At 59.5% G+C, this 15,181-nt stretch carries 11 protein-coding genes; 6 read left to right on the top strand and 5 right to left on the bottom strand.

Translation table 11 applies throughout. The features are described from left to right. Positions 1–362: 362 nt before the first annotated feature. Genes GTU79_RS13235 through GTU79_RS13225 form a run of 3 tightly spaced genes read right to left on the bottom strand, consistent with a single transcriptional unit; the run spans position 363 to position 2,583 of the window. Positions 363–986: a 2-dehydro-3-deoxy-6-phosphogalactonate aldolase gene (locus GTU79_RS13235; protein WP_132921760.1), complete on the bottom strand. Its 624-nt coding sequence runs from the start codon at positions 984–986 to the stop codon at positions 363–365. After that, positions 970–1,866 (bottom strand): 2-dehydro-3-deoxygalactonokinase, encoded by an 897-nt coding sequence (locus tag GTU79_RS13230; RefSeq protein WP_132921761.1) that lies wholly within the window; start codon positions 1,864–1,866, stop codon positions 970–972. The genes GTU79_RS13235 and GTU79_RS13230 overlap by 17 nt, the downstream gene beginning before the upstream one ends. 18 nt (positions 1,867–1,884) lie before the next feature. Next, a complete protein-coding gene (locus GTU79_RS13225) occupies positions 1,885–2,583 on the bottom strand; it encodes a FadR/GntR family transcriptional regulator (RefSeq protein ID WP_132921762.1) in 699 nt (232 codons plus the stop codon). Positions 2,584–3,041: 458 nt separating this feature from the next. Here GTU79_RS13225 and GTU79_RS13220 point away from each other — a divergent pair, with 458 nt between their 5' ends. The 6 genes from GTU79_RS13220 (at position 3,042) to glpK (ending at position 11,734) form a co-directional block, all read left to right on the top strand. Then, a complete protein-coding gene (locus GTU79_RS13220; RefSeq protein WP_203521576.1) occupies positions 3,042–4,652 on the top strand; it encodes an inorganic phosphate transporter in 1,611 nt (536 codons plus the stop codon). A gap of 153 nt (positions 4,653–4,805) precedes the next feature. Further along, the gene (gene glpA / locus GTU79_RS13215; protein WP_420854163.1) at positions 4,806–6,482 is read left to right on the top strand and encodes an anaerobic glycerol-3-phosphate dehydrogenase subunit A; all 1,677 of its coding nucleotides are present in this window, start codon (positions 4,806–4,808) and stop codon (positions 6,480–6,482) included. Continuing rightward, on the top strand, positions 6,472–7,746 hold the full coding sequence (gene glpB / locus GTU79_RS13210; RefSeq protein WP_203521577.1) for a glycerol-3-phosphate dehydrogenase subunit GlpB: 1,275 nt from the start codon (positions 6,472–6,474) through the stop codon (positions 7,744–7,746). Before glpA ends, glpB begins: the two co-directional genes overlap by 11 nt. Continuing rightward, complete coding sequence (gene glpC / locus GTU79_RS13205) at positions 7,743–8,945, top strand: anaerobic glycerol-3-phosphate dehydrogenase subunit GlpC (RefSeq protein WP_203521578.1); 1,203 nt, start codon at positions 7,743–7,745, stop codon at positions 8,943–8,945. The genes glpB and glpC overlap by 4 nt, the downstream gene beginning before the upstream one ends. Before the next feature lie 380 nt (positions 8,946–9,325). Continuing rightward, entirely contained in the window at positions 9,326–10,174 is an 849-nt protein-coding gene (locus tag GTU79_RS13200; protein ID WP_203521579.1) for an MIP/aquaporin family protein, read from the top strand. Positions 10,175–10,213: 39 nt separating this feature from the next. Beyond that, positions 10,214–11,734 carry a glycerol kinase GlpK gene (glpK, locus tag GTU79_RS13195; protein WP_132921767.1) on the top strand — a complete coding sequence of 507 codons (1,521 nt, stop codon included), beginning with the start codon at positions 10,214–10,216 and terminating at the stop codon, positions 11,732–11,734. A gap of 1,186 nt (positions 11,735–12,920) precedes the next feature. Here glpK and GTU79_RS13190 read toward each other — a convergent pair. Together GTU79_RS13190 and GTU79_RS13185 are read right to left on the bottom strand one after the other, a co-directional pair. Beyond that, complete coding sequence (locus GTU79_RS13190; protein WP_203521581.1) at positions 12,921–14,051, bottom strand: iron-containing alcohol dehydrogenase; 1,131 nt, start codon at positions 14,049–14,051, stop codon at positions 12,921–12,923. Positions 14,052–14,294: 243 nt separating this feature from the next. Next, positions 14,295–15,116: an alpha/beta fold hydrolase gene (locus GTU79_RS13185; protein ID WP_203521582.1), complete on the bottom strand. Its 822-nt coding sequence runs from the start codon at positions 15,114–15,116 to the stop codon at positions 14,295–14,297. Between the last annotated feature and the right edge of the window lie 65 nt (positions 15,117–15,181).

The following is a 15,181-nucleotide window of genomic DNA, read 5'->3' as shown; positions in this document are numbered from 1 at the left end:
ACCTCATTGGCGCGCTCTCCCTTTAACACGTTTGTTGCACGATCGGTGATTGCGGGCCTAGCGTGCCATGAGGCGCTCGGTCGGGCGGGAAAACCACGCCCGATTCGACCTCATTGGCGCGCTCTCCCTTTAACACGTTTGTTGCACGATCGGTGATTGCGGGCCTAGCGTGCCATGAGGCGCTCGGTCGGGCGGGAAAACCACGCCCGATTCGACCTCATTGGCGCGCTCTCCCTTTAACACGTTTGTTGCACGATCGGTGATTGCGGGCCTAGCGTGCCATGAGGCGCTCGGTCGGGCGGGAAAACCACGCCCGATTCGACCTCATTGGCGCGCTCTCCCTTTAACACGTTCGTTGCCCGTTAGTGTTGCGCCAGCGCCTCTTTATAGGCGCGGACAAAGGCTTTTGCCTGCTGGGCGGTTCGGCTGACCGGCTGGCCGGCGCGGTACAAATCGCTGCCCAAACCGGCGCCGATGCAGCCGGCCTTGAGATAGAGATGGAGATTTTCCGGCGATACGCCGCCTACGGCGAATACCGGAACATCCGGAGGCAATACCGCCTTGAGGGCCTTGATATAATCCGGCCCGAACGCTACCGAGGGGAATATTTTCAACGCCTGGGCGCCTGCGTCCAGCGCGGTGAACGCCTCCGTGGCGGTGGCGCAGCCGGGGCAGACTTCCATGCCGTAGCCTACGGCCCGGTGAATAATTTCAGCATTGATATTAGGCGTCACCAGCAGCTTGCAGCCCAATGCCGCCAGGATATCCACCTGCCCCGGTTTAAGCACCGTGCCGGCGCCGATTAATGCCCGCTGGCCGTAGGCTTTTACCGTCTTGCCTATGCTTTCTTGCCAGTCCGGGGAATTCAGCGGGATTTCCACCGCCTCAAAACCCGCATCCAGCAATACCTCAACGTGCTCCAGCACTTCCTCCGGAGTGATGCCGCGCAAAATGGCAATCAAGGGTAATCTATTGGTCCAGCTCATTTAATATGCTCCTTATTCCAGCTTGAAAGGTCTCGTCGCCGTCCAGCAACCTGTGATGAAGATCGGCATACTCCAATGCCTGCTGATAGCGGGCGGCAAGCTGCGGATTGCCGATAACCGTCACCGTTTCGCCTTTGGCGATACCCCAGTCCCGCCGCATTTGCGCCACTTCATTGCCGATGAGCAGTCCGGAGAGCCATTCGCTCACCGCGCTTTTATCCAGTTGGCCCAGCACGTGGGCGGCGCGGATTTCAAACAGGCAGCGCAGGATATTGCTTTGGTTAAAGCCCTGCTCCATCCCCTGCCGGAAAACCGCCGGATTCGGCTGCTGTTCAGATAACCCGACGCCGATGAGCGACTGCTTGATGAGAAGGTGGTGCAATTCGCCGGTCATCACTGTGCGAAAATCGTTGATAACGCCGTTTTCCAGGCGTACCCATTTGGAGTGGGTGCCGGGCATCAGGTACAGGGACGAAGGCTGGGTGCGGTAGGCCCCCAGCAGTTGGGTCTCTTCTCCGCGCATGACATTGCAGTTGCTATCGCTGACAATACTGATGCCGGGAATAATCCAGGCCGACTGCGGGGCCGCCTGTTCAACGCGGGTGAGGCGGCCCGCCAGTGAGGCGAGGTCCGTGGGACAGGGTAAATAAGGTACCGAAATCCAGCCGGCGTTGCTGCCTACCATACCGGCCATGATCACCGGCACCCCGTGCCGGCGCCACGGCGCCGTCACCTCTTGAAATACCTGCTGCGGCGTACGGCCGTTCAGCCTGGTCACGCCGGCTTCCGACTGCCGGGTATCCGCCAGTACGCCGTCAAGATAGAGCCAGGCGCGTAAATTCGTTGATCCCCAATCAATAGCGATATAACTTTTGCTCATGTCATTTCCTTCAACTGCTCATGTAATGTCCTTCAATCTCTGGGTCGAGCTGGCGATCATGGTAACCGCCGCTTGTTCCGCCGCCACGCTGTCCTGATGCCTGATGGCGTCGTAGAGATTCTGATGTTCTTTCAGCGTCCTGGGCATATTGCTTTCATCCGCCATATAGGTGCGTTCAAACACCGCGCGCTGCAGCGAGCTGATGGCTACTCCCAGTTGCTGCAATACCGGATTATGCACCGCGCTTAGCACCGCCTGGTGATAGCGGATGTCCGCTTCGTTGAACGCGTCGCGATCGTGGCTGTTGGCAATCATGTCGTTCAGCGCCGTCTCGATAACCGCCAGCTCGCTGGACGTTGCCCGCTCCGCCGCCCATCTTGCGATGGTGGGCTCCACCAAATGGCGTACTTCCGTCAGCGAGGCTATCAGCCTGGGATCGTAATCCATGGCCAGCACCCATTGCAGAACATCGGTATCCAGATAGTTCCACTTGTTGCGCACGCTGACAAAAGCGCCGCGGTAGCGAATGATTTCTATCAGATTCTTGGCCATCAGCGCGCGCAGCACTTCGCGGATAATGTTGCGCGAGGTTTGGAACTCCTCGCAAAGCTCCGCTTCAGACGGTAATCCGGTACCGGGTATATACTTGCCGCTGACGATCTGCTGGCCCATTTCATGAATAATGCGATCGGTTTTGCTTAATGTCTGACGGTCCATAAAAATTCCAAGAGGTGAAAAATAACGTCACTTTATCATTTTATGGCTTTATGACGCTGAACCGCCGCACAATTTTGAGCCGTTTAGCCGCAAACCGGTGATTATTGTAGCACCATATTTTTTCATTGTAGTACAATATCGATCACGTTTTAAGAAATCTTGCCGTCGTTTTTCTTTACCGTTCGCGTCAATGCCCACATCCGGGCCGACCTGGCGGTGAAATCCGGCATCGCTCCGTCGAAAGCCCCCCTCTCTCACAAGATGCCAAACCTTTAACCTTTACTTCATAAATAAGTCACATTGATTGCGAATAATTAACAGGCACGCCACGGGTCTATGACGATATTTTTTCAAGGCATCTTATATGGCATCTATACCCTGAATAGTTTGAGCTGCAGGAAAGCGCTAACGAACCAGCGGCTTGGAAGATGACGGGTATAACTGGATAAAGGTCTTCTATGAGCGAAAACAGCGCCATTCGGCAGGGCGCGCAAGCCGCGCCGGGGTTGCCGAAAATATATAAAAAGAACAGCCGGACATCTGTTCTTTTTTTTGTTTTGCTTCTGGTACTCGGCATCGCGTTCGCCGGAGTGAATCTTTTTAACGACGTGACCAACGCCGGCGAGGAATATACCAGCTATGTTCCCTTCCTGTTATTGGGTCTGGCCCTGCTGATTGCCCTTGGCTTCGAATTTGTCAACGGGTTCCACGATACCGCCAACGCGGTGGCTACCGTCATCTATACCCATTCACTGTCGCCGATGGTGGCGGTGGTATGGTCCGGCTTCTTTAATTTCCTCGGGGTCGTGCTCTCCAGCGGCATCGTGGCGTTCGGCATTATTTCCCTGCTGCCGGTAGAGCTTATTCTGCAGGCCGGCACCGGCAATGGCTTCGCCATGGTCTATGCTCTGCTGTTTTCCGCCATTATATGGAATCTCGGCACCTGGTGGCTCGGTCTGCCGGCGTCTTCGTCCCATACGCTTATCGGGTCCATTATCGGCGTCGGCGTCGCCAACGCGCTGATTCACGGCCGCACCGGCGCCAGCGGCGTCGACTGGGGCCAGGCAATCAGCATCGGCTATTCCCTGCTGTTGTCGCCGGTGGTGGGTTTTGTCTTCTCGGCGCTGCTGTTGCTGGTGATGAAGGTCTTTATCAAAAACCGCCAGCTCTACGCCGCCCCCAAGGGCGACAGTCCGCCGCCGCTGTGGATCCGCAGCCTGCTTATCCTGACCTGCACCGGGGTTTCTTTCGCCCACGGTTCCAACGACGGACAGAAAGGCATGGGGCTTATCATGCTGATCCTGGTGGGCACCATGCCTATCGCCTATGCTCTGAACCGTGCCCTGCCGCCGGAGCAAGCCCCGCAGGTGGCCGCCCTGGCGACTACCGTCAAAAACGATTTGCTGCAGCAGTTTCCCGCCACCGGCAATACGCCCGCCCGTACGGTACTGACGGGTTATGTCGACACCAGCAAGCTGACGCCGGAGGTGATACCCGCCCTGGCGCAGCTGATCGGCACCATCGGCAATGAGCTCAGCCGGTACGGTTCGATGGACAAAATCCCGGCGCGCTCGGTCTCCAATACCCGCAATGATATGTATCTGGCCTCCGAGACCATCAAGCGCGTGAAGGCGGAGAAGTCCCTTACGCTGCCGGCCGGCACGCTGCATAATCTGGATGCGCTGAAAAGCGGGCTTGACAGCGCGACCCGCTTTATCCCGCTCTGGGTCAAAGTGGTGGTGGCCATCGCTCTGGGCCTGGGTACCATGGTGGGCTGGCGGCGCATCGTGGTCACCGTGGGCGAGAAAATCGGCAAAACACATCTTACCTATGCCCAAGGCGCCAGCGCCGAGGTCGTGGCGATGGTAACCATCGGCGCGGCGGATGTGTTCGGCCTGCCGGTCTCCACTACCCATGTGCTCTCTTCCGGCGTCGCCGGCACCATGGCGGCCAATAAATCCGGCCTGCAAATGTCCACGCTGCGCAACCTGCTGATGGCCTGGGTCCTGACGCTGCCGGCCTCAATCCTGCTTTCAGCGGGGCTGTACTGGATTTTCAATCATTTCTGAAGTCACGTATAAGGTATGACGGCAATCACATAAATGGATTTTATCGCGCCTTTTATTTTCGTTTAATGTTCGTTTTTGCTCTTAATCAAACATTTTTACATTTATCTGTGCCTTACTGTCCTCCTAAGGTTCCGCCAGATACAGGGTTAGGTTATGGACGTCGTTACGGACAAGGTAATAAAAGGCCGTTCTCCTTACGCGGATACGGATGTCATCATCATCGGCGGCGGCGCCACCGGGGCGGGCATTGCGCGGGATTGCGCCCGCCGGGGGCTGCGCTGCCTGCTGCTTGAGCGGTACGACATCGCCAGCGGAGCCACCGGGCATAACCATGGCCTGCTGCACAGCGGCGCGCGCTATGCGGTGACCGACGGCGAGTCCGCACGGGAATGCATCGCGGAAAATCGCATTCTCAAGCATATCGCCCGGCACTGCATCGAGCCCACCGACGGGCTTTTTATCACCTTGCCGCAGGATTCCCTGGCGTATCAGCAGCGTTTTATCCGCTCCTGCAACGATGCCGGCATTGACGCGCGAGCCATCGATCCCGCCGAGGCCCTGCGGCTGGAACCTTCGGTCAATCCCTCCCTTACCGGCGCAGTACGCGTGCCGGACGGCACCGTCGATCCGTTTCGGCTCACCGTCGCCAATATGCTCGACGCCCGCGAACAGGGCGCATGCTTTTTAACCTATCACGAAGTGACCGGTCTTATCCGCCAGGGCGACCGCGTCAGCGGTGTGCGCGTTTTCGACCACCAGACCGGCCTGCGTCATGAGATCCGTGGCCAGGTGGTGGTCAACGCCGCCGGGATTTGGGGCCAGAAGATCGCCGAATATGCCGACCTGCGCATCCGGATGTTCCCGGCCAAAGGCGCGCTGTTGATATTGGGCCACCGCATCAACAATATGGTGATTAACCGCTGCCGCGCTCCGGCGGATGCCGATATCCTGGTGCCGGGAGACACCATCTCCCTTATCGGCACCACCTCCACCCACGTGGATTATGCCGACATCGACCGGTTGCAGGTCACGGCGCAGGAAGTGGATCTGCTGATTCGCGAAGGGGCGCTGCTGGCCCCGGCCCTGGCCGCTACCCGCCTGCTGCGCGCCTACGCCGGAGTACGGCCCCTGGTGGCCAGCGACGACGATCCCTCCGGACGCAACGTCAGCCGCGGCATTGTTTTGCTCGACCACGCCAGCCGCGACGGTATGGAAGGATTCATCACCATCACCGGCGGCAAACTGATGACCTATCGCCTGATGGCGGAATGGGCCACCGACAAGGTGTGCGAAAAATTGGGCGTCAACGCATCCTGCACCACCGCACGGGAGGTTTTGCCCGGTTCTCACGCCCCGGCGAAGGAGACCGCCGTCGGCATGCTGCCGCTGCCCGCCAGCATTGCCGGGTCGGCGCGCTATCGTCACGGCGACCGAGTCAGCCGGGTGCCCTGGGGCAATCGGCTGGATAATAGCCTGGTCTGCGAATGCGAGGCGGTCACCGCCGGCGAGGTGCGCTATGCGGTGGATTCCCTGACGGTCAACAATCTTACCGACCTCAGGCGGCGGACGCGGGTGGGCATGGGCACCTGCCAGGGCGAACTCTGCGCCTGCCGCGCCGCCGGGCTGTTGACGCGATTTAACGTCGCCACGCCGCAGCAGTCCATCCGGCAGCTCTCGCAGTTTCTTGACGAACGATGGAAAGGCATCCGGCCCATCGCCTGGGGAAACGCGCTGCGGGAAAGCGAATTTACCAGTTGGGTCTACCAGGGACTGTGCGGTCTTGACGGCCGTGAAGACAATGACAAACCGGAGGCGGAACATGGAATTTGATGTCGTGGTGATTGGCGGCGGCCTGGCCGGTTTAAGCTGCGCTATCCGCCTGGCGGAACAGGGCAAACGCTGTGGCGTGGTCAGCGCCGGCCAGGGGGCGCTGTTTTTTTCTTCCGGATCGCTGGATTTATTGTCCCGCCTGCCGGACGGCACCCCGGTAACCGCTCCCCTGGAGGCGCTGGGTGAATTGGCCCGGCAGGCGCCCCACCATCCCTACAGTATCCTTGGGGCCGACACCGTGGCGGCCCTGGCCCGTGAATCCCAGGCGCTGCTGGCCCGATGCGGCATCCCCCTGTTCGGCCGCGGGGCGCAGAACCATTATCGCATAACTCCCCTGGGCACCCGGCGCGCAACCTGGCTCAGCCCGGAGGATATCCCGGTCACCGAACTCGGGCAAACATTGCCCTGGGAAAAGGTATTGGTGGCGGGCATCGAAGGATTCCTGGATTTCGAGCCGCATCTGGTGGCCGGTTCACTGGCGACGGAACAGGGCATAGAAGCCGACGCGGCTTATGTCCATCTGCCGGCGCTGGATCCGCTGCGTAATAATCCCAGCGAGTTCCGCGCGGTGAATATTGCCCGGGTGCTGGATATCGCGAAAAATACCCAGGCCCTGGCGGAAGAGCTTAATCGCCTGGCGGGGGATGCCCAGTGCATCATTCTGCCGGCCTGTATCGGTTTGGACGGCCCCGGCCCCCTTGAGCAGCTGCGCGCCGCGGTAGGCCGGCCGGTGCGTTTATTGCCGACCCTGCCGCCCTCGCTGCTGGGGCTGCGTATATTTCAGGCGCTGCGCCAGCGCTTTTGCCGGCTCGGCGGCGTTTTTATGCCGGGAGACCGCGTACTGAAGGCTGAGTTTGACGGACGGCGTATCGCGGGGGTCTATACCCGCAGCCATACGGATATTATGCTGCGGGCGCAGCAGGTGGTGCTGGCCGGCGGCAGCTTTTTCAGCAACGGACTGATGGCCGACCGCGACCGGATTTACGAACCGGTGTTCGGCGCCGATGTCTGGGGTCACGCCGATCGCGGCGAATGGGGCCGGGCGGGTTTTTTCGAGCCCCAACCCTATCTGCAGTTCGGCGTGAAAACCGACCACCGCCTGCGCGCGCTGCTCAATAATGAGCCGGTGGAAAATCTCTATGCCGTCGGGGCGGTGCTGGGGGGGTACGATCCGTTGCAGCAGGGCTGCGGCGCTGGCGTTTCCCTTATCAGCGCCCTGCACGCCGCACAGCGGATTGCCCTGTCGCTTAAGGAAACAGCATGAACCTGCCAAAAGACTTAAGCTTCGAAAGCTGTATCAAATGTACGGTCTGCACCACCTACTGCCCGGTGGCCAAGGTGAATCCATTATATCCGGGGCCTAAGCAGGCCGGGCCGGACGGAGAACGGCTGCGGTTGAAGGACCCGGCGTTGTTCGACGAGGCGCTGATTTACTGCACCAACTGCAAACGCTGTGAGGTGGCCTGTCCGTCAGAGGTGCGCATCGGCGATATTATCCAGCGGGCGAAGGCGAGCTATTCTCAGCACAAGCCCAGCCTGCGCGATGCTCTCCTCAGCCATACCGATATCATGGGCCGACTGTCGACGCCGTTTGCTCCCGTGGTGAATATCGCCACCGGCCTGGCGCCGGTCCGCCGTCTGCTGGACAGCGCCTTGAAGATAGATCATCGCCGTACGCTGCCGAAATACTCCTTCGGCACCTTTCGCCGCTGGTATCGCCAACAGGCCGCAAGCCAGCGGCGGTATCAGGATCAGGTGGCGTTTTTTCACGGCTGTTTCGTTAATTATAACCATCCGCAGCTGGGCAAGGACCTGATCCGGGTCTTCAACGCCGTGGGTACCGGCGTGCAGTTGCTAAAGCGCGAGAAATGCTGCGGTGTGCCGCTGATTGCCAACGGCTTTATCCAACAGGCGCAAAAACAGGCCAGAGTTAATAATGAATCGCTGCGGGAGTCGGTGCTGACGCAGGGCATAGCGGTGGTGGGCACCTCATCGAGCTGTATTTATGCCCTGCGCGATGAATATCCCCATCTGCTGGATGTGGATACCTCGGCGGTGCGGGAACGAGTGGAGCTGGCGACCCGTTATCTCTACCGCCTGCTGGACGGGGGCAAAACCCTGCCCCTGAAACATACACCTTTGCGGGTGGCGTACCACACCCCCTGCCATATGGAAAAAATGGGCTGGGGCGCCTATACGATTGAACTGTTGCGCCGCATTCCGGGTCTGGAGCTGACGGTGTTGGACTCACAATGCTGCGGCATTGCGGGGACATACGGGTTCAAGTCGGAAAATTACGCCAGCTCCCAGTCCATCGGCGCCCCGCTGTTTCGCCAGATTGAAGAGAGCGGCGTTGACCTGGTGGTGACGGACTGCGAGACCTGCAAATGGCAGATTGAGATGTCCACCGGCAAGCGCTGCGAACATCCCATCACCCTGCTGGCGCAGGCGCTGGAGTCATAACCGTCTCAGTGACGAAAGGACTGTCCCCGGAAAGCCGGGCGATGGATTTGTGGTTTAATACCTTATCTTAAGGCGCAAGGCGCCGCCGTAGATAGGCCGGCGTTCCTTGCGCGGCCATTTCCTTATCCGCTCCCTGCCGGGCGCGGTTCGTAGCCTCATGTTTCGAAAATAAAATTTTCGCTCATGAGCGGAAATCTCTCAAAATTAGTCGTTTTCGATCATTTCATGACGCATTGCACACATTTAGATTTCGATATTTCTCGTTTTTGCTCGTTAACGATAAACTCGCTCCATACCTACTTATGCCTTTAGGTTACAACTGTTTTGGTATGCAGAACCTACTCTGCCTTGATCCACCTATATGCCAGCAGGAAAAGTCTATGAGCCAATTAAAAACGCCCACGCTAAAAGGCCAGTGCATAGCTGAATTTCTTGGGACAGCTCTGTTAATCTTCTTCGGCGTCGGCTGCGTCGCCGCGCTTAAAGTGGCGGGAGCCAGCTTCGGACAATGGGAAATCAGCATCATCTGGGGCATCGGCGTCGCCATGGCGGTATATCTCACCGCCGCGGTGTCCGGCGCCCACCTGAATCCGGCGGTTTCCATCGCCCTGTGTCTATTCGGCAATTTCGAAGGCCGTAAATTGCTGCCCTACATTATCGCGCAAATGCTCGGTGCCTTTATCGGCGCGGCGGTGGTCTATTTCCTTTATTACAACCTGTTTTTTGATTTCGAACAGGCCAACCATATGGTGCGGGGAAGCGTGGAAAGCCTGCAGCTCGCCGGCATTTTTTCCACCTATCCCAATGCGCACATCACCGTGATACAGGCATTCTTTGTGGAAACGGTTATCGCCGCCATTCTGCTGTGCCTGATCCTGGCGCTGACCGATGACGGCAACGGCATCCCCCGCGGCCCGCTGGCGCCGCTGCTCATCGGCCTGCTCATTGCGCTGCTTGGCGCATCCATGGGACCGCTGACCGGCTTCGCCCTCAATCCGGCCCGTGATTTCGGACCCAAGGTATTTGCCTATCTGGCCGGCTGGGGCAAAGTGGCCTTTACCGGCGGACGCGATATTCCCTACTTCCTGGTTCCGCTGATTGCGCCGGTGGTGGGCGCCTGCCTGGGGGCGTTCGGCTACCGTGCGCTTATCGGCCCCTATCTGCCTTGCGCCGTAAACGAAGACGGACTGGAAGAGACGCACCGCGCCGGCAGCGAGCATAAAGCGTAATATCCCTTATAAGAACGATAACTTTTGCAGGTAAACATCATGCCATCTGAAAAAAAATACATTGTAGCCCTCGACCAGGGCACCACCAGTTCCCGGGCGATTGTTCTCGACCACGAGGCTAATATCGTCAGCGTTTCGCAGCGCGAATTCGCTCAAATCTATCCCAAGCCCGGCTGGGTGGAGCATGACCCGATGGAAATCTGGGCGTCGCAAAGTTCAACCCTGGTGGAGGTCCTGGCCAAGGCCGATATCAGCTCCGACCAGATTGCCGGCATCGGCATCACCAACCAGCGTGAAACCGCGGTGGTATGGGACAAAGAAACCGGGAAACCGGTGTACAACGCCATTGTCTGGCAATGCCGCCGCACCGCCGATATCTGCGAAAAACTGAAAAACGACGGGCTGGAAGAGTATGTCCGTGAAACCACCGGGCTGGTTATCGACCCCTATTTCTCCGGCACCAAGGTCAAATGGATCCTGGATAACGTCGAGGGCGCCAGGGAACGGGCCAGGCGCGGCGAGCTGCTGTTCGGCACCATTGATACCTGGCTGATTTGGCGCATGACCCAGGGCCGGGTGCATGTGACCGACTATACCAACGCTTCCCGCACCATGCTGTTCAATATCCATGCTCTTGACTGGGATGAAAAAATGCTGGATGTGCTGGATATCCCACGCTCCATGCTGCCGACGGTGCGCTCCTCTTCGGAGGTCTACGGCCAGACCAATATCGGCGGTAAAGGGGGAATCCGTATTCCCATCGCCGGCATCGCCGGCGACCAACAGGCCGCGCTGTACGGCCAGCTGTGCGTCGAGAAGGGCATGGCCAAGAATACCTACGGCACCGGCTGCTTCCTGCTGATGAATACCGGCACCGAAGCGGTACGGTCGAAACACGGCCTGCTGACCACCATCGCCTGCGGCCCGCGCGGCGAGGTGAACTATGCGCTGGAAGGGGCGGTGTTCGTCGCCGGCGCGGCCATCCAGTGGCTGCGCGATGAAATGAAGCTTATCAGCGACGCCGCCGACAGCGATTATTTTGCCTGCAAGGTAAAAGACACCAACGGCGTCTACGTGGTGCCGGCCTTTACCGGCCTGGGGGCCCCCTACTGGGACCCCTATGCGCGCGGGGCCATCTTCGGCATCACCCGCGGCGTCAACGCCAACCATATTATCCGCGCGACGCTTGAGTCCATCGCGTTCCAGACCCGGGATTTGCTGGATGCCATGCAGGGGGATTCCGGCGCCCGGCTGAAGTCGCTGCGGGTGGACGGCGGCGCGGTGGCCAATAACTTCCTGATGCAATTCCAGTCGGATATCCTGGGCACCCGGGTGGAGCGGCCTGCGGTGCGGGAAGTGACCGCGCTGGGGGCGGCCTACCTGGCCGGACTGGCGGTGGGCTTCTGGAACGATCTGGACGAGGTGAGGAGCAAATCGGTTATCGAGCGGGAATTCCATCCCGGCATTGAAACCGTGGAGCGCAATGTGCGCTACCGCGGCTGGCAAAAGGCCGTGGCGCGCGCCCGCTCGTGGGAAGAGCATGAGGAACAGAAGGACTGAGGCATATGGCCCATTCAATGAATGGGCCATAGTTTATCCTGAGGGGAACCGAGCATGTCAAAGTAAGTGCGTGTTAAAGGGAGAGCGCGCCAATGAGGTCGAATCGGGCGTGGTTTTCCCGCCCGACCGAGCGCCTCATGGCACGCCAGGCCCGCCATCACCGATCGTGCAACAAACGTGTTAAAGGGAGAGCGCGCCAATGAGGTCGAATCGGGCGTGGTTTTCCCGCCCGACCGAGCGCCTCATGGCACGCTAGGCCCGCCATCACCGATCGTGCAACAAACGTGTTAAAGGGAGAGCGCGCCAATGAGGTCGAATCGGGCGTGGTTTTCCCGCCCGACCGAGCGCCTCATGGCACGCTAGGCCCGCCATCACCGATCGTGCAACAAACGTGTTAAAGGGAGAGCGCGCCAATGAGGTCGAATCGGGCGTGGTTTTCCCGCCCGACCGAGCGCCTCATGGCACGCTAGGCCCGCCATCACCGATCGTGCAACAAACGTGTTAAAGGGAGAGCGCGCCAATGAGGTCGAATCGGGCGTGGTTTTCCCGCCCGACCGAGCGCCTCATGGCACGCCAGGCCCGCTATCACCGATCGTACAACAAACGTGTTAAAGGGAGAGCGCGCCAATGAGGTCGAATCGGGCGTGGTTTTCCCGCCCGACCGAGCGCCTCATGGCACGCCAGGCCCGCAATCACCGATCGTACAACAAACGTGTTAAAGGGAGAGCGCGCCAATGAGGTCGAATCGGGCGTGGTTTTCCCGCCCGACCGAGCGCCTCATGGCACGCTAGGCCCGCCATCACCGATCGTGCAACAAACGTGTTAAAGGGAGAGCGTGCCAATGAGGTCGAATCGGGCGTAGTTTTCCCGCCCGACCGAGCGCCTCATGGCACGCTAGGCCCGCCATCACCGATCGTGCAACAAACGTGTTAAAGGGAGAGCGCGCCAATGAGGTCGAATCGGGCGTTGTTGTCCGCCCGACCGAGCGCCTCATGGCACGCTAGGCCCGCAATCACCGATCGTGCAACAAACGTGTTAAAGGGAGAGCGCGCCAATGAGGTCGAATCGGGCGTGGTTTTCCCGCCCGACCGAGCGCCTCATGGCACGCTAGGCCCGCTATCACCGATCGTACAACAAACGTGTTAAAGGACGCGATCGGAACGGGATGCCGGCAAGAAACCTCACTTCACTCCTCGATGCGAAAGGCCCCTTCTATCATTTCCCGGCGCTGCGCCGATGAATACTCAAGCAGTGAATTCTTGCTGTTGGATTTTTCCAGGCTCACCGCCAGCTCCTGGGGGCTCAGGGGCAAATCCTCCCGCCAAAACGGGGCAACGGCGTTGCGGGTAATGAATGCCCGCAAATAGCGTTCCGGACTGCCCTGTTCATCGGGAAACAGACGCATGGCCAGTTCCGCCATCAGCGCCCGCTGTTGCGGCTGTTCGCTTGCCGCCAGCAGATCCAGAAACGGCAACAGCAGCCGGCCGCACACCTGGCCATGATGATAGCCGCGCAGCGCGCCGACCTCGCCGGCGATGCCGTGTATAACCCCCAGTCCCGCCATGCTCAGCGTCAGTCCCCCCAGATAGGATGCCTGCATAATGGCTTCACGGGCGGCATCACTGCGGTTTAATGCCGGCCACGCCTGCAGAAAGAGGCGGATACCGGTGAGGGACATCTCGCGAGACAGGCTGCCGGCGGTTTTGGACAGGTAGGATTCAAAAAGGTGAGTAAAGGCATCAATGGCGCAATAGGCCAGCACCCGGTCCGGCGTCCCCGCCAGCAGTTGCGGATCCAGGATCGCCGCCTGCGGCACAAAGTTGTTGTGGCGCAGCGACGCCTTCACCTTATGGACCAGAGTGTCGGTGATAACGGCATTCTGCGTCACTTCGCTGCCGGTACCGGCGGTGGTGGGAATGGCGATAAGCGGCAGGGTCGCGCCGCTCACCTTGCTGTCCCCGACCTTTTCCATATAGCGCAAGGCCGGCAGCGGATGCTCCGCCAGGGCGGCAAACGCCTTGGCGGCATCCAGCACGCTGCCGCCGCCGATAGCCACCACCCGCAGCACCTTGCCGCGCCAGCGGGCCACCCAGCGGTCAATATCCTGCGGCGACGCCTCATGACTCACTATCTCGGTACTGGCCAGCAGCGGCACCAGCGTATCCGCCAAGCCCGCATAAACCGCGCCCCCGAGGAAGGATCGGCAGCTGAACAGCAGCGTGGGCCGCGCATCGGACTGCAATAGGGGAACCAGTTGGTTGATACTGCCGGTGCCGAACCAGGTTTGCCGGTTGGCGATCATCAGGCTGACGGTCATGTTATCTCCCGTGTGCGCTAAAACCTCAGCATAATCCAGCGCCGCGGGGCAAACCAGGGCTTTTCGCCGCCTTAAAAAGCATTATTCAACGGCAAATGCGCCTTTATGCCGCGGGAGGATTTGAAAGCGGAGCCGAACGCCCTTGGCTCCGGAATGCACCGCCCCGGTTTTATCACCGGCGCGGGCACGGTAGCACGTTACTTTTTAACAACGCCCTCAAAGGAGAAGATGCACGGCGGCGCACTAGCCTTTGATAAACGCCAGCAGATCCGCGTTGAATTGTTCGGCATGCAGCTGCGCCAAACCGTGACAGCCGCCGGGGTAAACTTTCAGCTGGGCGCCTTTGACCAGTTTGGCGCTCTTCAGGCCCGCCGCGGCAATAGGTACGATTTGATCGTCATCACCGTGAATAATCAGCGTGGGTTTATCGATTTTCAGCAGGTCGGCGGTGTAATCCACCTCGGAAAACTCATGCACGCAATCGTACTCCCCTTTAATCCCCCCCTGCATGCCCATACGCCAGAACGACTCCTGCAAGCCTTGATTCAATTTAACGCCCTCGCGGTTGAAGCCATAAAACGGCAGGGCCAGATCGAGAAAGAACTGCGAGCGATCCAGAGCCGTGCCCTTACGGATGCCGTCAAAGACCTCCAGCGGCGTGCCTTCCGGATTCTCCGGCGTCTTCAGCATCAGCGGCGGAACGGCGCCCACCAGCACGACGCGGGCGACGCGGGATGTGCCGTGACGGCCGATATAGTGGGCCACTTCTCCGCCGCCGGTGGAGTGCCCCACCAGGATCACATCCTGCAAATCAAGCTCATCAATCAGCTCAGCCAGATCGTCGGCATACTGATCCATATTGTTGCCCTGCCAGGGTTGATCGGAGGCACCGTGCCCCCGGCGATCGTGGGCTATCACCCGAAAGCCTTTCTGGCCGAAAAAGAGCATCTGCGCCTCCCAGGCATCACCCGCCAGGGGCCAGCCGTGGGAGAATACAATGGGCTGGCCGCTGCCCCAATCTTTATAAGCAATGCTGGTGCCGTCATTGGTAGTGATAGTACTCATGATTTTCTCCACAGGTGAGTAATTGAAATGATGACATGTCACTATGTCTGGCATTGGTAACCAGT

The sequence above is a fragment of the Sodalis ligni genome, from assembly GCF_016865525.2.
GTDB classification, from domain to species: domain Bacteria; phylum Pseudomonadota; class Gammaproteobacteria; order Enterobacterales; family Enterobacteriaceae; genus Acerihabitans; species Acerihabitans ligni.
Note: the sequence above shows the minus strand (reverse complement) of the source record. Positions and strands in the feature narration are given on the sequence as shown.

Coding starts and splice junctions, on each gene's coding strand:
- GTU79_RS13235 (WP_132921760.1), bottom strand. CDS start 986: ATGAGCTGGACCAATAGATTACCCTTGATTGCCATTTTGCGCGGCATC.
- GTU79_RS13230 (WP_132921761.1), bottom strand. CDS start 1,866: ATGAGCAAAAGTTATATCGCTATTGATTGGGGATCAACGAATTTACGC.
- GTU79_RS13225 (WP_132921762.1), bottom strand. CDS start 2,583: ATGGACCGTCAGACATTAAGCAAAACCGATCGCATTATTCATGAAATG.
- GTU79_RS13220 (WP_203521576.1), top strand. CDS start 3,042: ATGAGCGAAAACAGCGCCATTCGGCAGGGCGCGCAAGCCGCGCCGGGG.
- glpA (WP_420854163.1), top strand. CDS start 4,806: ATGGACGTCGTTACGGACAAGGTAATAAAAGGCCGTTCTCCTTACGCG.
- glpB (WP_203521577.1), top strand. CDS start 6,472: ATGGAATTTGATGTCGTGGTGATTGGCGGCGGCCTGGCCGGTTTAAGC.
- glpC (WP_203521578.1), top strand. CDS start 7,743: ATGAACCTGCCAAAAGACTTAAGCTTCGAAAGCTGTATCAAATGTACG.
- GTU79_RS13200 (WP_203521579.1), top strand. CDS start 9,326: ATGAGCCAATTAAAAACGCCCACGCTAAAAGGCCAGTGCATAGCTGAA.
- glpK (WP_132921767.1), top strand. CDS start 10,214: ATGCCATCTGAAAAAAAATACATTGTAGCCCTCGACCAGGGCACCACC.
- GTU79_RS13190 (WP_203521581.1), bottom strand. CDS start 14,051: ATGACCGTCAGCCTGATGATCGCCAACCGGCAAACCTGGTTCGGCACC.
- GTU79_RS13185 (WP_203521582.1), bottom strand. CDS start 15,116: ATGAGTACTATCACTACCAATGACGGCACCAGCATTGCTTATAAAGAT.